The sequence below is a fragment of the Halomonas sp. DN3 genome (assembly GCF_024137905.1).
GTDB classification, from domain to species: domain Bacteria; phylum Pseudomonadota; class Gammaproteobacteria; order Pseudomonadales; family Halomonadaceae; genus Halomonas; species Halomonas litopenaei.
This window is the reverse complement of sequence record NZ_CP099965.1, coordinates 1739877-1763037: the sequence shown is the minus strand read 5'-3', so window position 1 is coordinate 1763037 and position 23161 is coordinate 1739877. Positions and strand designations below refer to the sequence as shown.

Sequence of the window (23161 nt, the reverse complement as noted above, 5' to 3'; positions counted from 1 at the left end):
CTCAGCCGCGCTCCCTGGCGGTATCGAGGATACGCAGGACCAGCTCGTCGAAGTCGATGCCTGCATGGGCCGCCGCCTGGGGCACCAGACTGTGATCTGTCATGCCGGGCACGGTATTGACCTCGAGCAGCCAGAACCGACCTTCAGCGTCGCGCATCACATCGACGCGGCCCCAGCCCTGACAGCCCACCGCCTCGAACGCCGCCAGGCACAGCTCGCCCAGCGCGGTCTCCTGCTCGGCATCCAGACCACAGGGCAGGTAGTAAAGCGTCTCGTTGGACAGGTACTTGGCCTCGTAGTCGTAGAAGCCGCTGGGCACCTCGACGCGAATGGCCGGCAGCGCGCTGTCGCCAAGTACCGACAAGGTAAATTCGTCTCCCGACACAAAACGCTCGGCCATCACCCGAGTATCGAAGGTGGCGGCCTCACGATAGGCGGTTTCGAGTTCATCACGGCTGTTGACGATGCTGATGCCGATGGTCGAACCCTCATGGACCGGCTTGACCACCAGCGGCAGACCCAGTCGGTCGGCCACCTCGTTCCAGTCGGCTTCGGGCGACAGCAGCACGCTCTCGGGCGTCGGCAGACCCAGGGTCTGCCACAGCGCCTTGGTCCTGAGCTTGTCCATGCCCAGCGCCGAGGCCAGCACACCGCTGCCGGTATAGGGGATTCCCGCCAGCTCAAGGGCCCCCTGCAGACAGCCGTCCTCCCCTCCCCTGCCGTGCAAGGCAATGAACACCAGATCGGGGTTCAGCGCCTGCAGCCCGGCGACGCCGCCCTCGGCAAGGTCATAGCCTGTCACTTCAAGGCCCTGGCGCTGACACGCCGCCAGCACGGCGGCACCGCTGTTCAGCGACACTTCTCGTTCGGCGCTATGGCCACCGTAGATGACCACCACATGGCCGTAGGACTGTACTTGTCGTGTCACAGGATCACCTCGTCGAACTGAAGCTGGGCATCCGCCAGACGCTGGGAGATGCCACCCACGTCACCGGCGCCCTGAGTAATCAGGATATCGCCGGGTCTGAGCACCTTGGCCAGCAGCGCCGGCAATTCCGCCTTGTCCTGGGCGAAGATCGGATCGACTTCGCCACGCTGACGGATCGAACCCGCCAGGCTGCGACCATCGGCGCCGGGCAGCGCGGCTTCGCCGGCACTGTAGACGTCGAGCAGTACCAGCGTATCGACGCCAGACAGCACCCTGACGAAGTCCTCGTAGAGATCGCGCGTGCGTGAGTAGCGGTGGGGCTGGTAGACCATCACCAGCCGGCGCTCGGACCAGCCATCGCGCACCGCCTTGATGACCATCTCCACCTCGCGGGGGTGGTGACCATAGTCGTCCACCAGCATCACCTCACCTTCACCGTTCGGCGCGGCGAAGTGACCGTGTACCTGGAAGCGACGGCCAACCCCGGCAAAGCTCGCGAGTCCCCGCAGAATCGCCTCGGCGTCGACCCCGGCGTCGCTGGCCACGGCGATCGCCGCCAGCGCATTGAGCGCATTGTGACGGCCCGGCATGGCCAGACTGACATCGAGATCCTCGAGGTTGCCGGGCCGCACTGCTGTAAAACGGACTTCGCCGGCACTCTGGGTGAAGTTCTCGATGCGGTAGTCGGCGTCGTCGGAGAAGCCGTAGGTGACGAACTGGCGATTGATGCGGTCGAGCAGGCCACGCACGTTGTCGTCATCGATGCAGAGTATCGCCAGACCGTAGAACGGCAGGTTATGCAGAAACTCGATGAAGGTGTGCTTGAGACGCTCGAAGTCGCCACCATAGGTGCTCATATGGTCGGCATCGATATTGGTGACGATGCTGACCATCGGCTGCAGGTGCAGAAAGGAGGCATCGGACTCGTCCGCCTCGGCCACCAGGTAGTCGCCCTGCCCCAGCTGGGCGTTGGTGCCGGCGCTGGTCAGCTTGCCGCCGATGACGAAGGTCGGGTCCAGCCCGCCCTCACCCAGAAGAGTGGCGGTCAGGCTGGTGGTGGTGGTCTTGCCGTGGGTCCCGGCCACGGCGATGCCGTGACGGAAGCGCATCAGCTCGGCCAGCATCTCGGCGCGACGTACCACCGGCACGCGATGCTCGTGGGCCCACACAAGCTCCGGGTTGTCCGCGTCCACGGCGGTGGATACCACCACCACATCGGCACCGGCGGCGTGCTCGGCAGCGTGTCCGATGAACACCTGGGCGCCGCACTGTTCGAGTCGCGCCACCACCGACGAATGACGCAGATCGCTGCCGCTGACCTGGTAGCCCTGATTGGCCAGCACCTCGGCGATGCCGCACATGCCGGCGCCGCCGATGCCGACGAAGTGGATACGACGAATGCGCCGCATGCCGAGACCGGGCCTGGTGGCAGCGGATGAGCTCAGTTGGCCGGGGACCGGCCCTTGGGTCGAATTACTCAAAACCTGTCTCCATACAGCCCGCCACCAGCCGTTCCACAGCGTCAAGGTGGGCCTCGGCCCTTGCCTTGCTCGCCATGGCCGCCAGGGTGTCGGGCTCAAGCAAGGTCCCCAGGCGCTCGGCCAGGGACGTCGGATTCATGTCACGCTGCTGAATAAGCGCCGCGGCACCGGCACCGACCAGCGCCTGGGCGTTGGCCGTCTGATGATCATCCACGGCGTGGGGAAAGGGTACGAACAGCGCCGGTTTGGCCGCCGCCGCCAGTTCCGCCACGGTCAGCGCGCCGGAGCGACAGACCACCAGATCCGCCCAATCGTAGGCGTCGGCCATATCTGCGATAAAGTCGCTGACCTCGGCGTCAACGCCGGCAGCCTGATAGCCCTCGCGGGTCGCCTGGTCCTTGTCTCTACCGGCCTGGTGGCGCACCTCGGGACGCGACTCGGGGGGTAGCTCGGCCAGCGCTCTGGGCATCTGCTGGTTAAGCGCCAGCGCCCCCAGGGAGCCGCCGACCACCAGCAGCCGCAGGCGTCGTCCGCGCATCTGGTCGGCCACGCGTGCACACTCGCCGAGGGCGGCTATATCATCCCTGACCGGATTGCCGACGACCTCGGCGCGGCCACCGAAGGCCTGGGGGAAGGCGGCGTAGACTCGCTTGGCCAGGCGCGACAGTGCACGATTGGTCAGCCCGGCCACGGCGTTCTGCTCGTGGATGACCAGCGGTCTGCCGCACAGTCGGGCGGCAAGCCCCCCGGGGCCGCTGGCAAAGCCTCCGAGCCCGACCACCAGCTGTGGGTCGAACTCGCGAATCACGCTTCGCGCCTGGCACACGGCGCGTCCAAGGCGCACCGGCGCCTTGAGCCAGCCCGCCAGACCGTTGCCCCTCAGGCCACTGATGGCGATCTGGTGAAGCACTATGCCGGCCTCGGGCACCAGGCGATTCTCGATACCTCTGGGACTACCCAGCCACGCCACCTCGACGCCCTGCTGCTGCAATCCCCTGGCCAGCGACAGCGCCGGGATGACGTGCCCCCCGGTGCCGCCGGCCATGATCAGCGCTCGCCTTCCCTGTGTGTCACTCACGGCTTCACTCCTGCAGCCTTGGTTCTCCTGGGCGCTTCGCGGGCCTGGTCACGCCGCGCCGCCGGCGACTGCCGACGCTGGCGCTCGCGCGTCTCGATGTCCACCCGCAGCAACAACGCCACCATGATACAGCTCACCACCAGGCTCGACCCACCGTAGGACAACAGCGGCAGGGTCAAGCCCTTGGTCGGCAACATGCCGGTACTCACCGCGATGTTGATAAAGGCCTGGGCGCCGATCACCAGGGCGATGCCATAGCTCAGGTAGGCGGCAAACGGTAGCCTCGCAAGCTCGGCCCGACGCCCAACCGCCATGGCCCGCCACACCAGCAGTGCGAACAGGCCGACCACGGCGATCGCGCCGACCATGCCGAGCTCTTCGGCAAGCACCGCAAAGACGAAGTCGGTGTGGGCCTCCGGCAGGTAGAACAGCTTCTGTACGCTGTTGCCGAGGCCCATGCCGATCAAGTGGCCGCGACCGAAGGCGATCAGCGCCTGGGTCAGCTGGTAACCGCTGGCGAACTGGTCCGCCCAGGGATCGATGAAACTTGTCAGTCTCGCCATGCGGTAAGGTTCGGCCACCGCCAGGATGGCACCCAGGGTTCCCACCAGCACGAACAACAGCAGAAAGCGCCCCCAGGGCGCCCCGGCCATCAGCAACATGCCCATGACGCAGCTGGTCATGACCACCACACCGCCGTAGTCGGGCTCGAGTATCAGCAGCACGGCCACCACTCCAACCACTACCAACGGGCGCAGAAAGGCCCCCCACTGACGCCTGACCTGTGGCAGAAAGCGTTCCAGATAGCCCGCCATGTAAGCGATCAAGCAGAGCTTGGCGACCTCCGAGGCCTGTAGATTGAAGGGCACCCCGGGGATTGACAGCCAGCGGCGGCTGCCGTTGACCTCGCGCCCCACCAGCAGCACCAGCAACAGCAGCACCAGTCCCACCACCAGCAGCAGCGGGCCATTGGCCTTCCACCAGGCCAGGGGGACGCGCAGCGCCAGGCACCCCACGGTCAACCCGCCCAGCACGAAGATGCCGTGGCGAATACTGAAGTACCAGGCGTTGCCGGTCAGGCTCGACGCCACCTCGGTGGAGGCCGACGTCACCATCACCCAGCCGATCAGCAGAAGCGACAGAGTAGCCACCACCAGCCAGCCATCGAAGGCATGGTCGCGGGTGGAAAGACGCTCGCGCAGGGCACCGAGGCGCTGGCGAGATCGGGCGAGACGGCTCATGGCTTGGCTCCGCTGGAAAGATCCTGCACCCAGGCGCGAAAGGCGTCTCCCCTGGCCTGATAGTTGACGAACTGATCGAGACTGGCGCAGGCCGGTGACAGCAGCACCGCATCACCGGGCCTGGCCACCTCCCGTGCGCGACACATGGCGGTGTCCAGATCGTCGACGCGGGTGATGGCGACCGCGCCCTTCAGGGCCTGGGCCATCGCCTCGGCGTCGCGGCCGAACAGCACCACCTCACGGGCGTAGCGCGACAGGGGGGCGGCCAGCGGCGAGAAATCGGCACCCTTGCCGACACCGCCGGCCAGCAGTACCAGACGCCCATCCAGGGTCGGGCCGAGACCGGCGATGGCGGCCAGGGTCGCGCCCACATTAGTGCCCTTGGAGTCGTTGATCCAGTCGACGTCGTCGATGGTGGCGAGCCACTCGCTGCGGTGGGCAAGCCCGCTGAAACGTTCGAGCACCCGGGCCATGGCCTCCAGCGGAAAGCCCAGCCGCTGGCCCATGGCCAGGGCGGCCAGCGCATTGGCCTGGTGGTGACGGCCGCTCTGGCGCATGCGAGCCACCGGCAACAGCGGTTGGTCCGCGTGGAAGAACCAGGGCTCGCCCTGGTGCTCCACCACGCCCCAGTCGTCGCCGGATTGCGGCGCCGTCACGCCAAAGCGCGACAGTGCAGGCAACGCCTCGTCCGGCCAGGTCAGGGGGTCCTCGGCGTTGACCACCGCGTGCCTGGCACCACGAAAGATCGCGAGCTTGGCGCGGCGATAGCCGGCCATGTCGCCGTGGCGATCGAGGTGGTCCTCGCTGAGGTTAAGGAAGGCGGCACTGTCGGCCCCCAGACACGGGGTCGTCTCGAGCTGAAAGCTGGACAGCTCCAGCACAAAGAGATCCGCCTCGGGTTCCTGCACCAGCAGGTCCAGCGCCGGGGTACCGAGGTTACCCCCCACGGCCACCCGCCGCCCCGCCTCGCGAGCCATCTCGCCGACCAGGGTGGTCACGGTGGACTTGGCGTTGGCACCGGTGATGGCCGCCAGCGGCGCGCGACAGGCCCGCCGGAACAGCGCGATCTCACCCACCAGACGGGGCTCGCCGGTGTCCGGATCGATGTGCCTGGCCGGCGTCTCGAAGCACGCCTGATGGGGGTCGATGCCGGGGCTCAGGATCACCTCCCGCGCGTCGTCCAGCACCAATCCATCGAGCGGCCCCAGGCGCACCGGCACCCCTGGAAAGTCCGCCAGGAAGACGTCGAGTCCCGGCGGTGCCTCGCGGGTGTCCACCACCATGAAATCGCGGCCTTCACGCTTGAGATGGCGACAGATCGCCATCCCCGACAGGCCGAGCCCTACCACCACGCTCAGGTGGGCGGGCACGACATGGCGTTGCGGCAGTCGCACATCCTGACTGGCGTCCATGGCCACCTCAGCGGATCTTGAGGGTGGCCAGACCCAGCAGGACCAGCACCACGGTGATGATCCAGAAGCGCACGATCACGCGAGGCTCGGGCCAGCCCTTGAGCTCGAAGTGGTGATGCAGCGGCGCCATGCGGAAGATACGACGACCGGTCAGCTTGTAGGAGCCGACCTGCAGGATCACCGAGATGGTCTCCATGACGAAGACGCCACCCATGATGAACAGCACCACTTCCTGGCGCACGATCACCGCGACCACGCCCAGGGCCGCACCCAGCGCCAGGGCGCCGACGTCACCCATGAACACCTGGGCGGGATAGGTGTTGAACCACAGAAAGCCGAGTCCGGCGCCGGAAATGGTGGCGCAGAATACCGCCAGCTCGCCGGCACCGGGGATCATCGGAATCTGCAGGTACTCGGAGAATACCGCGTTGCCGCTGGCGTAGGCGAAGACGCCAAGGCCCATGGCGACCATCACCGTAGGCATGATCGCCAGGCCGTCGAGGCCGTCGGTCAGGTTGACTGCGTTGGAGGAGCCGACGATCACCAGGTAGGTCAGCAGGATGTAGAAGCCACCCAGGGGCAGCACGAAGTCCTTGAGCAGCGGCAGGATCAGGCTGGTTTCCACCGGCGAGGCCGCGGTCAGGTAGAGCACCACGGCAGCCCCCAGGCCGATCACCGACTGCCAGAAGTACTTCCAGCGAGCCGGCAGTCCGCGCGGGTTCTTTTCCACTACCTTGCGATAGTCGTCGACCCAGCCGATGGCGCCGAAGCCCAGGGTGACGACCAGCACCACCCACACATAATGGTTGGTCAGATCGCCCCACAGCAGGGTACTGACGGCCATGGCCATCAGGATCATGGCGCCGCCCATGGTCGGCGTACCGGCCTTGGACAGGTGGGACTGGGGACCGTCGTCGCGCACCGCCTGGCCGATCTGACGCTCCACCAGACGGCGGATCATCAGGGGGCCAAACCAAAGACACAGCACCAGCGCGGTGATGGTCGCCAGAATCATCCTCAGGGTGAGGTATCCAAAGACGTTGAAGGCGCTTTGATAGTTCGCCAACAATTCAGCCAGGAAAAGCAACATGTATCAGGTTCACCTTGAAACATCCGGCCGCAAGGCCGCCACGACGCCTTCCATCCCCGCGGCGCGGGAGCCCTTGACCAGCACGCTGGCCGCCTCGGGCAGATGTTGACGCACATGGCGGACCATCGCCGCCTGATCAGAAAAATGGTACCCGCCTTCGCCGAAGGCTCGGGCGGCGGTCTCGGCCGCCTCGCCCAGAGTACCGAGAAATGTGATGCCGCGTTCCCGCGCGTAGCGTCCGATCTCTGCGTGCAGATCGGCAGACGCTTCACCCAGCTCTCCCATGGCGCCGAGCAGGCACCAGTGCGGGCCGGGCAGTCCCAGCAGGGCGTCGATGGCCGCCTTCATCGCCCCCGGGTTGGCATTGTAGGTATCATCGAGCAGCCGCGCACCGCGTAACCCCTCCTCCACGGTCAGGCGTCCCGGCGTCGGCACCACCTCGCCAAGCCCCGCCACCACGTCGGCGGCGGGCAGTCCCATGGCCAGCGCCCCTGCCGCAGCCGCCAGGGCATTGGACACGTTGTGACGGCCCATCAGCGGCAGCTCGACACGCCCCAGCACCTGAGCGTCGAAAGTCAGCGTGAAAGCATAGCGCCCGAGCGTATCGCAGACCAGTTCCCCGGCATGGAGGCGCGCCTCGGGCGTCAGTCCGAAATCGATCACCTCACGGGGCGACGCCAGGCTCTGCCACAGCGAGAAGTAGCGGTCGTCACGGTTGAGTACGGCGACGCCCTCGGGGCCGAGTCCGCCGAGAATCTCCCCCTTGGCTTGGGCGATGCGCCCCATGCCACCGAACTCGCCGACGTGGGCCCCGGTGACATTGGTGATGATGGCGACCTGGGGCTCGGCCAGCGCTGCCGTCCAGGCGATCTCGCCCAGGTGATTGGCGCCGAGTTCCACCACGGCTCTCTGGTGATCCGAGGCAAGCGCCAGCAGCGTCAAGGGCGCGCCGATATCGTTGTTGAGGTTGCCGTGTGTGGCGAGGGTCTCGCCCTGACGAGCCAGCAATGTCGCCAGCATCTGCTTGACCGTGGTCTTGCCACTGTTGCCGGTCACCGCCACCAGCGGACCGCCCCAGGCCCGGCGCCGCTCGCGGGCCAGCAGCCCCAGCGCCATGCGGGTATCCCCCACCACCAACTGGGGCAAGGGGTCGTCCACCGGGTGCTCGACCACCGCCGCCACGGCACCGCCTTCGCGGGCCTTGGCAATAAAGTCATGGGCATCGAAGCGCTCGCCCTTCAAGGCCACGAACAGCGTGTCCGCCGCCACCCGACGGGTGTCGGTGACGATGGCGGCTATCGGCGAGTTCGCAATTCCCTGAAGGCCGCGGCCCTCTTCATCGACACCCAGCGCCCGGCACACCGACCCCAGCGACGCGAGCCCTGGCGCGCTCATTGGTCCCGCCCCTGTCGACGCTGGTCCAGGGCGGCTTCGGCCTCGGCCAGGTCGGAGAAGTCGTGGCGCACGCCCTGAATCTCCTGGTAGGCCTCGTGCCCCTTGCCGGCGATCAGAATCACGTCATCGGCGCTCGCCTCGGTGATGGTACGGGCGATGGCATCACCGCGCCCGGCGATGTTCCATGCCTGCTGGCGGGCCTGGCCCTCCAGCCCCGCGAGCATCGCCTGGCGAATGGCGTCCGGGTCCTCGCTTCTGGGGTTGTCGTCGGTGATCACCAGTCGATCGGCCTGGCCTGCGGCCGCCTGGGCCATCAGCGGGCGCTTGCCGCTGTCGCGATCACCGCCGCAGCCGACCAGGCACCACAGCGCCCCGCGTCCGGGCAGGTGGGCGCGAAGCGCCGCCAGGGCGTTGTCCAGCGCATCCGGCGTGTGGGCGTAGTCGATCACCACGGTGGGAGCCCCGGGCCGGGTCAACGCCTGCATCCGTCCCGGCACCGGCGTCAGGGTCGCGGCGGCAGTAACCAGCTCGTCGATGCCGACACCCAGACCGTAGAGGCTGGCCATGGCCAGCAGGACGTTGTCGAGATTGAAGCGACCAAGCAGCGGCAGCACCACCACCTTCTCGCCTTCCGGCGTGGCGATCAGCGCACGCTGCCCACCGACGTCGGGCTCGACATCCAGCACCCTGAGCGAGACGGCATCGTCTTCACCACAGGCCAGCACCCGGGTGCCCTCGCCGATGCCCGCCAGCATCAGTCGAGCCAGGGGATCGTCGCCATTGACCACGGCCAGACTGATCTCCGGGCGCTTGAACAGCTTCGCCTTGGAGGCGGCGTAGGCGATCATGCTGCCGTGATAGTCGAGGTGGTCGCGGCTCAGGTTGGTAAACACCGCGGCAGTAAAGCGACAGCCCGCCACCCGCTCCTGCTCCAGGGCGTGACTGGAAACTTCCATGGCTACCCGAGTGATGCCCTGGTCGGCGAGCTCACCCAACTGGCGCTGCAGCGCCAGTGGCTCGGGGGTGGTCAGCATGCCCTGGGTCAAGGCACCCGGGCGACCGTGACCCAGGGTACCGATCAGGCCACAGTCGCTGCCCGTCGCGCGGGACAGCTCGGCAATATAGTGGGTCACCGAGCTCTTGCCGTTGGTGCCGGTGACACCGATCAGCTCGAGCCCATCAGGCACCTGATACAGGGTGCGCGCGAGCTCGCCGAGTCGGGCGCGCAGCCCGGGCAGCCACATTACGCGACCATCGACCCGCGGCGGGGCGTCTTGCGGGCCTTCCGCCAGCACCAGGCAGGCGCCGGCCTCCAGTGCCTTGTCGATGTAGTCGCGGCCATCGGCGGCGACGCCGGGGATCGCGACAAAGGTCGCGCCGGGCGACACCTCGCGGCTGTCGGTAGTGAGCCAGGTCGCCACCTCGCCGGCGACCACGGCGTTCGGCGCAAGCTCGCTCCAGAACTGGGTCAGCACGTCGTCAAGACGCGCCAGGGATAAGGTCATGGCGGATTCCGTCGCCTTCTGCGTCATGGGCTGTCGCCCTCCTGTTCGGGGCGATCCGGCGGTACGTCGAGGATGCGCAGGGCACTGCCCGCCACCCGCGAGAACACCGGGGCAGCGATGGCGCCGCCGTAGTAGGCGTCGCCCCGGGGATGGTCGATCATTACTACGGTGATGATGCGTGGGTCGGAGACCGGGGTAATCCCGACAAACAACGACCGGTAGGCGTTCTGCTCGTAGCCACCGCTGCCGCTCTTGCGCACGGTGCCGGTCTTGCCGGCCACACTGTAGCCGGGCACCAGCGCGCGTCGGGCGCCGGTGCCTGGTGCCACCACCTCATCCATCATGGCCAGGACGCGGTCGGCGACCTCGGGGTCGATGACCGGCTCGCCCTGGGCGGCGCGGTTGAGGCGCAGCAGCGACGGCGGCAGGCGTTCGCCATGATTGGCGATGGAGGTATAGGCACTGGCCAGCTGCAAGGCGGTGACCGACAGACCGTAACCGTAGGACAGCGCGGCCCACTGGCTGCTCGACCACACCGCCGGCGCCGGCATGTTGCCGGTGGCCTCTCCGGGGAAGCCGGTGCCCGGAGCCTGGCCGAATCCCAGCGCGCGGTAGCGATCTGGCACCACCGGGTCGTCGAGCTGCAGGGTCAGCTTGGCCATGCCGATGTTCGAGGACTTGCGCAGGATCCCGGCCAGGGTCAACTCGCCATTGTTGGAAACGTCGCGGATGGTGTAGCGGTCGATTCGCATCCAGCCCGGCGACGTATCCACCACGGTGTCACGTGGAAAGCGACCGGTCTCGAGCAGCGCCGACATGGCCAGCGGCTTCATCACCGAGCCCGGTTCGAACACGTCGACCATGGCCCGGTTGCGCAGCCCCTGGGGGTCCAGGCCGGCGCGGTTGTTGGGGTTGTAGGAGGGCTGGTTGGCCATCGCCAGGACCTCGCCGCTGCGCGCGTCCATCATCACCAGTACGCCGCCGTCGGCGTCGTTCTCATCCACGGCAGCCTTGAGCTCACGGTAGGCCATGTACTGCAGGCGCTGGTCGATGGACAGCGTCAGGTTGCCGCCTGGCTCTGCCTCCTGCAGCACCTCCAGGTCGCGCACCAGACGTCCACGGCGGTCCTTGAGCACGCGGCGCTTGCCGGGCTCACCGGACAGGTAGGATTGATAGGCCAGCTCCAGTCCTTCCTGGCCCTGGTCATCGACGTTGGTGACCCCCAGCAACTGGGCGGTCACCTCGCCGGCAGGATAGTAGCGCTTGTACTCTTCCCGGGCGTGGACGCCAGGCACCCGCAGCTTGAGCACTTCCTCGGCCTGGGCCGGGGTCATGCGCCGACGCAGGTACATGAATTCACGTTCGCTGTAACGCGCGATGCGCTCGTTGAGGGCATCGAGGTCCTGGCCCAGCGCCTGGGCCAGGCGTAACCGCTGGATGTCGTCGGCGGGCAGGTCCTGGGGGTTGGCCCACAGCGTCACCACCGGGGTCGAGATCGCCAGCGGTTCGCCGTGACGATCGGTGATCATGCCCCGGTGGGCGGGGATCGGATCGGTCCTGAGGGTACGGGCGTCCCCCTGCACCTGAAGAAAGTTTCGATCGATGACGTGAAGATCGACGATCCGCCCGGCCAGCAGACCCAGGCCCAGCAGGATCAGCGTCATCATCACCACGTAGCGCGCCCGCCCCATCGGTTCCATCGGTGGCGGGCGGCGAGGTGTCACGCCCCGGGGAAGTTCCGCGGTCATGGCGTGATCACCTCGATGTCATGGATATCGGGCAGCCGCATCTCCAGACGCTCCACCGCCAGGCGTTCGACACGCGACGGCGTCGACCAGGCGCTCTCCTCCAGCAGCAACTGCCCCCACTCCGTCTGCAACTGCTGCTGTTCACGCTCCAGCTCCTGGAGCCGAGCATACTGCTGGCGAGTCTGGTGACTGACGCTGATCACCGCCAGCGCCGACACCAGGCATGCCAGCAGCAGCGCCACCACCAGCAAGAGGCGCGGCGACATGGTGCGCGGCAGCGGCCAGCCAAAGGCGTTGATATCCAGTCGTCCTTGAGCCATGGAAGGTCCTCAGTAGCGCTTGCGCGCCATGCGCATGACGGCGCTGCGGGAGCGTGGATTGGCCTCGACCTCTTCGGCGCTGGCCTTCATCGCCTTGCCCAGTGACTCCAGCCGTCGCGCGATCTGATCGTCGCGCAGCGGTATACCCCTGGGCACCTGGGTATCGCCCTTGACGTGATCGCGGATAAATCGCTTCACCCGTCGATCCTCCAGCGAGTGGAAGCTGATCACCACCAGATGCCCCCCGGGCGCCAGTGCCTCCAGCGCGGCTTCCAGCGCCTGATCGAGCTGATCGAGCTCACCGTTGATCTCGATACGCATGGCCTGGAACACGCGAGTGGCGGGATGCTTGCCCTTCTCCCAGGCGGGATGGGCGGCCTTGACCACCTCGGCAAGATCGGCCGTGCGGGTGAAAGGCCGTTCCTGGCGCCGAGCGATGATGGCCCGCGCCAGCCGACGAGCGTAGCGCTCCTCGCCGTAACGCTTGAACACCGACGCCATCTCGGCCTCGCCCACCCGCGCAATCCACTGGGCCGCGCTCTCGCCCTGGGTCGGGTCCATGCGCATGTCCAGCGGGCCGTCGCGCAGAAAGCTGAAACCGCGATCGGGATCGTCAAGCTGAGGGGAGGACACGCCAATGTCGAGCAGGATACCGGACAGCTTGCCATCCAGGCCGTGGTCGCGGGCGACCTCTCTCAGCCGCGCAAACTCGGCACGTTCGATGGTAAAGCGTGGGTCATCGATGCTGGCCGCCTCGGCGATCGCCTGGGGGTCGCGATCAAGGGCCAGCAGGCCACCGTCTTGTGCAAGGCGGGAAAGGATGGCGCGGGAATGACCGCCGCGTCCGAAGGTGCCATCCAGATATACGCCGGCGGGATCATGCACCAGGGCGTCGACGGCACCGTCGAGCAGGACGCTTTCATGAGCGAAGCCGCGCACGGAGGATTCAGAGGAAGGTGACGGCATGCGGGTCTCGTTCGACGGCGGTGTTCCTACGCGCGGCCAGCCGTCAGCGCCGTCAGCGGTGGAAAACCCTCACGCCACTGGACTCCTGGCCGCACAAACTCGTGATCGCGCCGCTCGAGCCAGGCCCAAGCGCGCAAGAAAAATGGGGAGTCGGCCGATAAGCCGGGTTCTGTCGAGGACAGTCATTCCTCTAGGAGTAGTGTCACCACTACCCTCAAGCAACCTACCCGAACCCAGCGCGGGCCACGCCAACGGGTTCCTATTTGGTCTTGCTCCGAGTGGGGTTTACCGTGCCACGCACTGTTGCCAGGCGCGCGGTGCGCTCTTACCGCACCCTTTCACCCTTGCCGGCCTCCCGAGGGAGACGTAGGCGGTCTACTCTCTGCTGCACTTTCCGTCGGCTCACGCCGCCCAGGGGTTACCTGGCACTCCGCCCTATGGAGCCCGGACTTTCCTCCCCCGCATCAAGCGGCGGCGACTGTCTGGCCAACTCCCGCGGCAAGCATACCAGTGCCCTGCCACCCCCTCAATCCCCGCCTTGCCGTGACGGGCCTGGGACAACCCCCAGCCTCTTCAGGCGATCGCTCCTGATGCCCTCTCGACGCCCTCAATCCCCGCCTTGCCGTGGCGGGCCTGGGACAACCCCCAGCCTCTTCAGGCGATCGCTCCTGATGCCCTCTCGACACCCTCTCGACGCCCTCAATCCCCGCCTTGCAGCGACGATCACAGGGCGTCCTCCAGTGCACCAGCGGCTGGATTCAATCGGCGTCCTTTAACGCCTGTGCCTGGGCGTACCACTGCTTCTTCGGCCCGCCGAGCACGCGCGCGGCCACGGCCGCGGCCTGCTTGACCCCCACCCCTTCGGCCAGCAGCGCGCGCAGCAGCGCTTCATCATCCACCGCTCGCTGGTCCGGTGCCGGCCCCGAGGCCCCGGCCACCATCACCACGAATTCGCCACGTGCCTGATCAGGGTCAGACTCCATCAGTGTCAGCAGCTCCGCGGCGCTGCCGTCGAGGAAGGTCTCGAAGGTCTTGGTCAACTCACGCCCGAGCACCACTCTGCGCTCGCCCAGTAGGGCGGCGAGATCGGCCAGGGTGTCGCGGATACGATGAGGAGACTCGTAACAGACCTGGGTAACGGCCGAATTCCTCCAGGCCTCGATGCGCGCTCGCCGCCCCGCACCCTTGGCCGGCAGGAAGCCATGAAAACTGAAATGATCGGTAGGCAGCCCGGCGGCACACAGCGCAGTGACCAGGGCGCAGGGACCGGGGATCGGCACCACCCGAAAACCCGCCGCCCTGAGCTCACGCACCACGACGTAGCCGGGATCGCTGATCAAGGGAGTCCCGGCATCACTGATCAGCGCCACGTCGTCGCCCTGGGCGAGCCGCTGCCTGAGCGTCTCGACTCGGGACGCCTCGTTATGGTCGTGCACGGAAATCATCGCCGGCGACAGACCGAGATGACGCATCAGGCGGCCACTGTGGCGGGTATCCTCCGCCGCGACCAACGCCACCTGGCCCAGCACCTGGGCGGCGCGGGGACTGAGATCTTCCAGATTCCCAATTGGCGTGGCGACCACGTACAATGAACCAGCTTTCGCTTCTGACATCTTGGCTCCCTGGGCTGCCATCCGGAACACGGACAAGGAAGGATTCATGAGGACTTTGACTCGCGGCCCCGTGGCCGCCGCTGTACTGGCCATCACGCTGGCCGGCTGCAGCTTCACGCCGAGCATCGTACAGCGGGCCATGGACGACGACCCGGACCAACTACTGGCGCAAGCCGCCCAGCAACAAGGCACCGAAGCGGCGCAGACCCGGCTGAGGGCGGCCGACATCCTAGCACGCTCCGGACGCCGCCCCCAGGCACTGGAAGTCCTCAACAGCCTGGACGACAGCCAGCTCTCCGGCGACAGCCGGCGTCAGTGGGCACTGCTGCTGTCCGAACTGGGGGACAGCGAGGGCGATCCCCAGGCGGTAGTCAGAGCCGCCAGCGTGCTCGACGAGATGCAGCTGCCCAACGATGAAGCCAATCTGCTGCGCCTGCGCCAGGGGCTGGCGCTGGGCCAGCTGGGCGAACCTCTCGAGTCGGCTCGCCTGCTGATGCAGGTGCAGAGCGCCACCGGCCGCGAGGACATCAACGACGCCATCTGGGACCAGTTGAGCGCACTCAACGGCCGCCAGCTCGAGGCACTTGAAGAGCCCGACAACGCCATCGTCACCGGCTGGCTCGAGCTGACCCGCCTGGTCAACCAGAGCGGCGGTGACATCCAGAGGCTATTCGCTCGCCTCGATGACTGGCGCGTGGCCAATCCGGACCACCCCGCCAACCGTCGCCTGCCTACCCAGATCACCCAGTTGCGCGAACTGCGTGGCAAGAGCGTGCAGAGCATCGCGGTGCTGCTACCCGAGTCGGGCCCGCTTTCCGGCGTCGCCGACGCCATCGAAAAAGGAATTCGCAGCCACCAGGCCAATGTGGTCAACGGCGGCGGAAACGGGGCCCAGCTCAGCTTCTTCGACGCCTCCAACGGCAACCTCGACGAACTCTATCAGCAGGCCCAGAGCAGCGGCGCCCAGGTGGTCATCGGCCCGCTGGACAAGAGCGACGTGACTCGTCTCGAAAGCCGCGCCGAGGTGCCCCTGCCGACCCTGGCGCTGAACTACGGCCAGTCCGCCTCCAACCAGACCAAGAACCTCTACGAGTACGGCCTGTCGGCAGAAGACGAAGCCCGCCAGGCGGCCCGCCGCGGCTGGCAGGACGGCCACCGCAGCGCCTCCATGCTGGTACCCGACAACGACTGGGGTCAGCGGGTCGGCGAGGCCTTCTGGAACACCTGGAGCGAACTGGGCGGCGATATCGCCACGGCGGTGCGCTACAACCCCGGCGCCTCGGCCACCGACAGCACCCGCCGCGCCATCAGCAACCCGCGTCCGGACATGCTGTTCCTGCTGGCCCTGCCGGACTTCGCCCGCCAGGTGCCACCGACACTGGAATACTATTCGGCCTCCGATCTGCCGGTGTACGCCACCTCACACCTCTACGAAGGCACCCCTCAGTCGCGCCTGGACCGTGACCTCGACGGCGTGCAGTTCCCCGATATCCCCTGGAACATTCCCGACGCCGCCGTGGGCGGTGCCGAGGCTCTCCCGTTCTACGACACCTATCGAGAGCTCAAGGCCGAGGACAAGCCAGCCATCTTCCGCCTGATGGCGATGGGCGTCGACGCCTACGAACTGGCACGCCGCATGCCACAGATCCAGGCCCTGCCGGGTTCACGCATGCAGGGCGCTACCGGCACCCTGAGCGCCGCCGGCGATGGCCGCATCTACCGCGAACTGCCATGGGCGCAGTTCAGCAGCGGCGTGCCGGCTCCCGTGTTCAGTGACGGCCTCGGTGATGCGGCGCCCTGACGCCATAGACGCCGTCGCCCGCGGCCAGGCCATCGAGCGTCACGCCGAGGCCTGGCTGTGCCAGCGTGGACTGATAGCGATCTCGCGCAACCAGCGCGCCAAGGGAGGCGAGATCGATCTGGTGATGCGCGACGGCGAGACCCTGGTGTTCGTCGAGGTGCGCCACCGCCGCAGCATCCGCCACGGCCATCCTGCAGAAACAATCACCATCACCAAACAACGCCGCCTGATCCGGGCGGCGCGTTTTTATCTCCACCGCAACGGGCTATCATGTCCTTGCCGCTTCGATGTCCTGGCCGTTACCGGCTCGTCACCGAGCCTCGACATCCAGTGGATCGCCGGTGCATTCGAAGCAAACTGACACAGCGGGCTCCCGGCGAGCCCCCATGGACCAGGAAGGCAGCATGGATTTCCAGAGCCGAATTCTCGGACAGTTCAACGACAGTATCGACACCAAGACCTACGCCAGCGAAGTGCTTCCACCGTTCATCGAGGTCGCGAGCCAGATGATGGTCCAGAGCCTGGTCACCGACGGCAAGATTCTCGCCTGTGGCAACGGCGGCAGCGCCGGCGACAGCCAGCACTTCTCCTCCGAACTGCTCAATCGCTTCGAGCGCGAGCGCCCCAGTCTGCCGGCCCTGGCCCTGACCACCGACACCTCGACGTTGACCTCCATCGCCAACGATTACAGCTACAACGAGGTGTTCTCCAAGCAGGTGCGTGCTCTGGGCCAGCCTGGCGACGTGCTGCTGGCGATTTCCACCAGCGGCAACTCGGCCAATGTCATCCAGGCCATCCAGGCCGCTCATGACCGTGACATGACGGTGGTGGCCCTGACTGGGCGGGACGGCGGCAACATGGCCTCCCTGCTGGGACAGGACGATTGCGAGATCCGGGTGCCGGCTACCTCCACGGCCCGTATTCAGGAGGTTCACCTGCTGGTGATCCACTGCCTTTGCGACCTTATCGACGAACAACTCTTTGGTGCGAGTGAATAACATGACGCAACGCGATTCCCGTTCGACACGCCCCCTGATGACCGCCCTGCTGCTGTCCGCCCTGCTGGCCGGCTGCACCACCGTAACCTCGGTGACCAACCCCGGCACCATCGACGAGGATTACGGCGAGCGCACCCTGGGCGCGACCGTCGAGGACGAGAGCATCGAGACCAAGGCCGCCCACAATCTGGGCCGTGTCGATGCACGCCTGAAGGACGCCAGGATCAACGTCGACAGCTACAACGGCGTGGTACTGCTGACCGGCCAGGTGCCCAGCGAAGAACTCAAGCAGCGCGCCGAAGAGATCGTCAGCGAGGTGCGCAACGTTCGTCGGGTCCACAATGAACTCAGTGTGGCGGCCAACCTGCCCACCAGTCAGCGCCTCAACGACGCCTGGCTGGACACCAAGGCGCGTACCGCCCTCGCCACCAGCGATCAGGTCGACTCCGGCCGCATCACCGTGGTTACCGAGAACGCTACCGTCTATCTGATGGGCCTGGTGACACACGCCGAGGCCGACCGTGCGGTCAATGTGGTGTCCAACGCCGGCGGCATGGAGCGTATCGTCAAGGTGTTCGACTACATCGACTGATGGCGTCAGGCGTGCCCTCGCGAGACGGCACGCCCCTCAAGCGCAACAGATGCACAAAAAAGCGGCGAGCCCACAGGCTCGCCGCTTTTTCATGAGATCACGTTCTTGAAGAGGTCGCGCTTTTCAAGGAGATCGAGCCGGCGACACCTCGCCGCCGACCACCCTGCGAGCGAGATGCCCGGCGAGGTTACTTGATCACCCGGAGGGACGGACGCCCCTTGCGAGGCGGCTTGGACCTCTCGACACCTTCATCCACGCCATCGCCGCCATCGGACTCACTGCCTGCGTCCTCATCGGAAACGGCAGGAGCCTCATCCTCTGTCGAATCCTTGACGCTCTCCAGAGCCGGGGCATCGACGTCGTTGGCCTCTTCGACAGGAAGCTCGGGCTCGTGACCAAAGACCATGCCGACGCCGTTCTCGCGGGCGTAAAGGGCAATCAGCGCAGGCAGCGGTACAAACAGCAACTCCGACTTGCCACTGAAGCGCGCCGAGAAACGAATCACGTCGTTGCCCATGTCCAGATCACGCACGGCGGTTGGACCGAGGTTCAGCACGATCTGGCCGTTCTGCACGAACTGCCTGGGCACCTCGACGTTCTCGTACTCCGCATCGACGACGATGTACGGCGTCAATTCATTGTCCAGCAGCCACTCGTACAGCGCCCTGGCCAGGTAGGGACGGCTCGACTTCATGATATGGCCCTCTTGGTTGGCGAATGGGAACTCGGGCGACTCCGGTGGCGACCGGACACACACGGCTCAGGCATTCCGTTCAAGCAAAACATCAGGGACGAATTTCGCGCTCGGCCTCGGACAGCGCGGCACGGAAGCCATCACGGGCGAACACGCGCTCCATGTAGCCCATCAGCGGACGCACCTGCTTCTCGGGCAGCTCGATATTGAGCGCAGGGAGACGCCACAGGATCGGGGCAAGGCAGCAGTCCACCAGGGTGAACTCCTCGCTCATGAAAAAGGGCATGTCCTCGAAGATCGGCGAAATACCGATGAGGCTCTCACGCAGCTCCTTGCGCGCCTTGTCGGCTTCCTTCTTGCTGCCGGACAGGATGCGATCGACCATCGGGCACCACTCGCGCTCGATACGATGCATCCACAGTCGGCTCTGGGCCCGCGCGACAGGATAGACCGGCAGCAGCGGCGGGTGCGGGAAACGCTCGTCCAGATACTCCATCATGACCTTGGACTCGTAGAGCACCAGGTCACGATCCAACAGCGTGGGGACGCTGTTGTAAGGGTTCAGGTCCGCCAACTCCTCGGGATGCTTGTCGTCGGTCACCTCGACAATATCCACGGCCACGCCCTTCTCAGCCAGCACGATCCGTACACGATGGCTGAAATGGTCCTCGCCACCGGAGTAGAAGATCATCGACGACCGCTTGGCCACTACACCCATGAAACAATCCTCGCATCAGTTCAAGCCGGGATGATAACACGACAACCCCCTTCTCGGGGGGGCATCAGGGGCACATCTTTGCACCCGCAGCGGGTCCGCCCGGGCGCAAGGATAATACCAGAAAAGGCAACGGGCGCGTGGTCATCGACCCCGCGCCCGCCATGGTGGACCTATCGGTCAGTGAATGTCTCGCCAGTACTCGCGCTTGAGGAAGTAGGCGATGATGCCAAACAGCAGGATGAAGATCAGCACCTTCGGCCCCAGCGCCTGGGCATGCAGCTTGGACGGCTCGCCCACATAGGCCAGGAAGTTGGTCAGGTCATACACCGCCTGCTCGAACTCCTTGGGCTCCATGCTGCCCGGCGACGTCACCTGCAGGGTCTCGCAGGACTGGTACTTGCCGGTCAGCGGATCGAGTTCGGCGTCACCGACCGCATGGTCGGAGGCTGCACAGACCTTTTCCTGCACCCCCTGCAGCGGCTCGAGCACGTTGGGCATGCCCACCGCCGGGAACACCACATTGTTGACCCCGGTGGCGCGCTCGCTGTCACGATAGAAGCTCAGCAGATAGCTGTAGATCCAGTCGGTGCCACGCAGCCTGGCCTCCAGGGTCAGATCCGGCGGCGCCTTGCCGAACCATACCTCGGCATCCTCGGCGCTCATCGCCTTGTGCATCTGGTCGTTGTACCCCAGCTCCGGCGAGAAGATCAGGTTGTCCTCGACCAGATCCTGGGGCATGCCCAGATCCTCGGCAGCGCGGGAGAAACGCTGATACTCCAGGGAATGACAGCCCATGCAGTAGTTGACGTAGAGCTTCATCCCGTTCTGCAGCGAGGCCTGGTTCTCCAGATCCGGCGACATGCTGCGCAGGTGCACCCCCTCGCCGCCCGCGGCGAAGGAGCAAAGCGGGACCAGCGCGAAGAGCAGTGCGAACAGTTGCTTTTTCATTAGCCAGTCACCCTTTCAGGAACGGGTTTGGTCTTCTCCAGCCGCGTATAGATGGGCATCAACACGAAGAAGGCGAAGTAGATCACGGTGCAGACCTGGGCCAGCAGCGTCCTGGCGCCGGTCGGCGGCAGCACCCCGAGCACCCCGAGGATGACAAAGCTGATCGCGAACAGCACCAGCATGACCTTGGAGATCCAGCCCTTGTAGCGCATGGAGCGCACCGGAGAACGATCGAGCCAGGGCAGCACGAACAGCACCGCGATGGCCGCCCCCATGAAGATGACCCCGAGGAACTTGGCGTCCAGACCGAACAGCGAGAAGGTGATGGCGCGCAGGATCGCGTAGAAGGGCGTGAAGTACCACACCGGGGCGATATGGTCCGGCGTCTTCAGCGGGTTGGCCGGCTCGAAGTTGGGCTTCTCGAGGAAGTATCCGCCGCCTTCGGGGAAGTAGAAGATCACCGCGCAGAACACGAACAGGAACACCGCCACCCCGACGATATCCTTCACCGTGTAGTAGGGATGGAAGGGAATGCCGTCCAGCGGCTTGCCGGTCTCGTCCTTCTTGGCCTTGATATCGATGCCGTCGGGATTGTTGGACCCCACCTCGTGCAGGGCGATGATATGCAACACCACCAGCGCCAGGATCACGATGGGCAGCGCCACCACGTGCAGAGCAAAGAAGCGGTTCAGCGTGATTCCGGAGATCAGGTAGTCACCACGCACCCACTGGGCCAGGTCGGGACCGATGCCGGGGATGGCGGAAAACAGCGAGATGATGACCTGGGCGCCCCAGTAGGACATCTGCCCCCAGGGCAGCAGGTAACCCATGAAGGCCTCGGCCATCAGCGCCAGGTAGATCGCCATGCCGAAGATCCACACCAGCTCACGCGGGGCCTTGTAGGAACCGTAGAGCAGTCCGCGGAACATGTGCAGGTAGACCACCAGGAAGAACGCCGAGGCGCCGGTGGAGTGCATGTAGCGGATCAGCCAGCCGTACTCGACATCACGCATGATGTACTCGACGGAGGCGAAGGCACCCTCCGCGCTGGGGTTGAAGCTCATGGTCAGCCAGACACCGGTGAGGATCTGATTGACCAGCACCAGCAGCGCCAGGGAGCCGAAGAAGTACCAGAAGTTGAAGTTCTTGGGCGCGTAGTACTCGGACAGATGCTCCTGCCACATCTGGGTGGCGGGGAAGCGATCATCGACCCAGCGCATGAAACCGCGTTCGGCCTTGGCCTTGTTGGGATTCGCCATTATGCGCCCTCCCCGTCTTCGCCGACCACGATGACCGACTCGTTGACAAAGTAGTAGGGTGGAACTTCCAGGTTCACCGGAGCGGGCACATTGCGAAACACCCTGCCCGCCAGGTCGAAGCGCGAACCATGGCACGGGCAGAAGAAGCCACCGGGCCAGTCATCGACACCGACGCCTTCGGCGTTGGGCTCGGGCTTGAACAGCGGTGAACAGCCCAGATGCGTACAGATGCCGACCAGCACACCGATCTCGGGCCGAATGGAGCGCAGCGAACCGCCGGCATAGTCCGGCTGCATCGGCTTGGCGGAATCCGGGTCTGCCAGCACCTCGTCGGTCAACGCCTCGGTACGTTCGATCATCTCCGGCGTGCGATTGATGACCCATACAGGACGGCCCCGCCACTCGACGGTCATTCGCTGCCCGGGTTCGAGCTTCGAAATATCCGCCTGAACGGGCGCACCCGCCGCCCGAGCCCTGGCACTAGGCTGCCAGGAAGCCACAAAGGGTACCGCTACCCCGACGGCGCCGACTGCTCCAACTACGGAGGTCGCCCCTACGAGGAAACGGCGTCGCCCTTTGTTCACGCCGTTGTCTGCCATGATCTGGTTTCTCCCATCAGACTTTATCCGTTGTTGTTTTCACGGCCCCTTGAATGTCCGTGACCACGGATACAAGTGGATTGTATGTTAGGAAATCCCCCCCACCGGCACAAGAAGCCGGCTGACCCAGACCCCCTGCGCAAGCCCCAGACAATTGACGTGGAACAACTTTATACCACTGTGCCTGTTCGCCTTGAGGGACAGGGCGGCTCAAAAGGCATAGACGATGACAGATTAACGAGGGAAACAGGCGCCGCCAGGCGACCCGATGATCCCCACCATCAGAGCACTACAGCACACAATTTTTCGAACCCCGGACACGACAACGCCCGGGCCAATGGCCCGGGCGTTGTTGATCGGCAAGCGTGGGTGATTAACGCTTGGAGAACTGCGGGCGACGACGCGCCTTGCGCAGACCGACCTTCTTACGCTCGACTTCACGTGCGTCACGAGTGACGTAGCCGGCAGCACGCAGCGGCTGACGGAAGTCCTCGTTGTACTGCATCAGGGCACGGGTGATACCGTGACGAATGGCGCCGGCCTGGGCGCTGCCGCCGCCACCCTTGACGGTGACATAGACGTCGAACTGGCCGAGGGTCTCGGTCAGTTCCAGCGGCTGGCGAACCACCATGCGGCCAGTCACGCGACCGAAGTATTCGTTCAGGTCACGGCTGTTGACGGTGATCTTGCCGGTGCCCGGCTTGAGGAAGACGCGCGCGGTTGAGGTCTTGCGGCGCCCGGTACCGTAATACTGCTGTGTCATGGCGAAGATCCC

The 23161-nt window shown here is 65.8% G+C and carries 22 protein-coding genes and 1 other RNA gene; 4 read left to right on the top strand and 19 right to left on the bottom strand.

The window, feature by feature from the left end:
- Position 1: 1 nt before the first annotated feature.
- The 13 genes from NKF27_RS07840 to rsmI all read right to left on the bottom strand — a co-directional run bounded on the left by NKF27_RS07840 (position 2) and on the right by rsmI (position 14777).
- The gene (locus NKF27_RS07840) at positions 2-928 is read right to left on the bottom strand and encodes a D-alanine--D-alanine ligase (protein ID WP_253555978.1); all 927 of its coding nucleotides are present in this window, start codon (positions 926-928) and stop codon (positions 2-4) included.
- Positions 925-2337, bottom strand: a complete 1413-nt coding sequence (gene murC / locus NKF27_RS07835) for a UDP-N-acetylmuramate--L-alanine ligase (protein WP_045993379.1) — start codon at positions 2335-2337, stop codon at positions 925-927. The genes NKF27_RS07840 and murC overlap by 4 nt, the downstream gene beginning before the upstream one ends.
- Positions 2338-2401: 64 nt before the next feature.
- On the bottom strand, positions 2402-3454 hold the full coding sequence (gene murG, locus NKF27_RS07830; RefSeq protein WP_253556430.1) for an undecaprenyldiphospho-muramoylpentapeptide beta-N-acetylglucosaminyltransferase: 1053 nt from the start codon (positions 3452-3454) through the stop codon (positions 2402-2404).
- A gap of 29 nt (positions 3455-3483) precedes the next feature.
- Positions 3484-4728, bottom strand: coding sequence for a putative lipid II flippase FtsW (ftsW, locus tag NKF27_RS07825; RefSeq protein WP_045993378.1), 1245 nt, complete (start codon positions 4726-4728; stop codon positions 3484-3486).
- Positions 4725-6140, bottom strand: a complete 1416-nt coding sequence (murD, locus tag NKF27_RS07820) for a UDP-N-acetylmuramoyl-L-alanine--D-glutamate ligase (protein WP_253555977.1) — start codon at positions 6138-6140, stop codon at positions 4725-4727. The genes ftsW and murD overlap by 4 nt, the downstream gene beginning before the upstream one ends.
- A gap of 7 nt (positions 6141-6147) precedes the next feature.
- On the bottom strand, positions 6148-7230 hold the full coding sequence (gene mraY / locus NKF27_RS07815; RefSeq protein WP_108132663.1) for a phospho-N-acetylmuramoyl-pentapeptide-transferase: 1083 nt from the start codon (positions 7228-7230) through the stop codon (positions 6148-6150).
- A gap of 9 nt (positions 7231-7239) precedes the next feature.
- The gene (murF, locus tag NKF27_RS07810) at positions 7240-8625 is read right to left on the bottom strand and encodes a UDP-N-acetylmuramoyl-tripeptide--D-alanyl-D-alanine ligase (RefSeq protein WP_253555976.1); all 1386 of its coding nucleotides are present in this window, start codon (positions 8623-8625) and stop codon (positions 7240-7242) included.
- Positions 8622-10130, bottom strand: coding sequence for a UDP-N-acetylmuramoyl-L-alanyl-D-glutamate--2,6-diaminopimelate ligase (locus NKF27_RS07805; protein ID WP_253555974.1), 1509 nt, complete (start codon positions 10128-10130; stop codon positions 8622-8624). The genes murF and NKF27_RS07805 overlap by 4 nt, the downstream gene beginning before the upstream one ends.
- Before the next feature lie 23 nt (positions 10131-10153).
- Positions 10154-11878: a penicillin-binding protein 2 gene (locus NKF27_RS07800; protein ID WP_253555972.1), complete on the bottom strand. Its 1725-nt coding sequence runs from the start codon at positions 11876-11878 to the stop codon at positions 10154-10156.
- Entirely contained in the window at positions 11875-12198 is a 324-nt protein-coding gene (gene ftsL / locus NKF27_RS07795; RefSeq protein ID WP_052704393.1) for a cell division protein FtsL, read from the bottom strand. The genes NKF27_RS07800 and ftsL overlap by 4 nt, the downstream gene beginning before the upstream one ends.
- A gap of 9 nt (positions 12199-12207) precedes the next feature.
- Positions 12208-13164 carry a 16S rRNA (cytosine(1402)-N(4))-methyltransferase RsmH gene (gene rsmH / locus NKF27_RS07790; RefSeq protein ID WP_253555971.1) on the bottom strand — a complete coding sequence of 319 codons (957 nt, stop codon included), beginning with the start codon at positions 13162-13164 and terminating at the stop codon, positions 12208-12210.
- 142 nt (positions 13165-13306) lie between these two features.
- Positions 13307-13658, bottom strand: an RNA gene (gene rnpB, locus NKF27_RS07785) — RNase P RNA component class A.
- A 264-nt stretch (positions 13659-13922) separates the two neighbouring features.
- Complete coding sequence (rsmI, locus tag NKF27_RS07780) at positions 13923-14777, bottom strand: 16S rRNA (cytidine(1402)-2'-O)-methyltransferase (RefSeq protein ID WP_253555969.1); 855 nt, start codon at positions 14775-14777, stop codon at positions 13923-13925.
- A 46-nt stretch (positions 14778-14823) separates the two neighbouring features.
- Here rsmI and NKF27_RS07775 point away from each other — a divergent pair, with 46 nt between their 5' ends.
- Genes NKF27_RS07775 through NKF27_RS07760 form a run of 4 tightly spaced genes read left to right on the top strand, consistent with a single transcriptional unit; the run spans position 14824 to position 18168 of the window.
- Positions 14824-16578, top strand: a complete 1755-nt coding sequence (locus NKF27_RS07775) for a penicillin-binding protein activator (protein ID WP_253555967.1) — start codon at positions 14824-14826, stop codon at positions 16576-16578.
- Positions 16565-16939: a YraN family protein gene (locus tag NKF27_RS07770; protein WP_045993371.1), complete on the top strand. Its 375-nt coding sequence runs from the start codon at positions 16565-16567 to the stop codon at positions 16937-16939. The genes NKF27_RS07775 and NKF27_RS07770 overlap by 14 nt, the downstream gene beginning before the upstream one ends.
- Before the next feature lie 43 nt (positions 16940-16982).
- Positions 16983-17576 (top strand): phosphoheptose isomerase, encoded by a 594-nt coding sequence (locus NKF27_RS07765; protein WP_045993370.1) that lies wholly within the window; start codon positions 16983-16985, stop codon positions 17574-17576.
- A gap of 1 nt (position 17577) precedes the next feature.
- Positions 17578-18168, top strand: a complete 591-nt coding sequence (locus NKF27_RS07760; protein WP_253555965.1) for a BON domain-containing protein — start codon at positions 17578-17580, stop codon at positions 18166-18168.
- Positions 18169-18355: 187 nt separating this feature from the next.
- Here NKF27_RS07760 and NKF27_RS07755 read toward each other — a convergent pair whose 3' ends face one another.
- The 6 genes from NKF27_RS07755 to rpsI all read right to left on the bottom strand — a co-directional run bounded on the left by NKF27_RS07755 (position 18356) and on the right by rpsI (position 23149).
- Positions 18356-18862, bottom strand: coding sequence for a ClpXP protease specificity-enhancing factor (locus NKF27_RS07755; RefSeq protein ID WP_253555963.1), 507 nt, complete (start codon positions 18860-18862; stop codon positions 18356-18358).
- Positions 18863-18953: 91 nt separating this feature from the next.
- Entirely contained in the window at positions 18954-19580 is a 627-nt protein-coding gene (gene sspA / locus NKF27_RS07750) for a stringent starvation protein SspA (RefSeq protein WP_045993367.1), read from the bottom strand.
- A 177-nt stretch (positions 19581-19757) separates the two neighbouring features.
- Positions 19758-20528, bottom strand: a complete 771-nt coding sequence (locus NKF27_RS07745) for a cytochrome c1 (RefSeq protein ID WP_045993366.1) — start codon at positions 20526-20528, stop codon at positions 19758-19760.
- Positions 20528-21787, bottom strand: coding sequence for a cytochrome bc complex cytochrome b subunit (locus tag NKF27_RS07740; RefSeq protein ID WP_253555962.1), 1260 nt, complete (start codon positions 21785-21787; stop codon positions 20528-20530). The genes NKF27_RS07745 and NKF27_RS07740 overlap by 1 nt, the downstream gene beginning before the upstream one ends.
- The gene (petA, locus tag NKF27_RS07735) at positions 21787-22386 is read right to left on the bottom strand and encodes a ubiquinol-cytochrome c reductase iron-sulfur subunit (RefSeq protein WP_045993364.1); all 600 of its coding nucleotides are present in this window, start codon (positions 22384-22386) and stop codon (positions 21787-21789) included. Before petA ends, NKF27_RS07740 begins: the two co-directional genes overlap by 1 nt.
- A gap of 373 nt (positions 22387-22759) precedes the next feature.
- On the bottom strand, positions 22760-23149 hold the full coding sequence (rpsI, locus tag NKF27_RS07730) for a 30S ribosomal protein S9 (protein WP_045993363.1): 390 nt from the start codon (positions 23147-23149) through the stop codon (positions 22760-22762).
- Positions 23150-23161 lie beyond the last annotated feature (12 nt).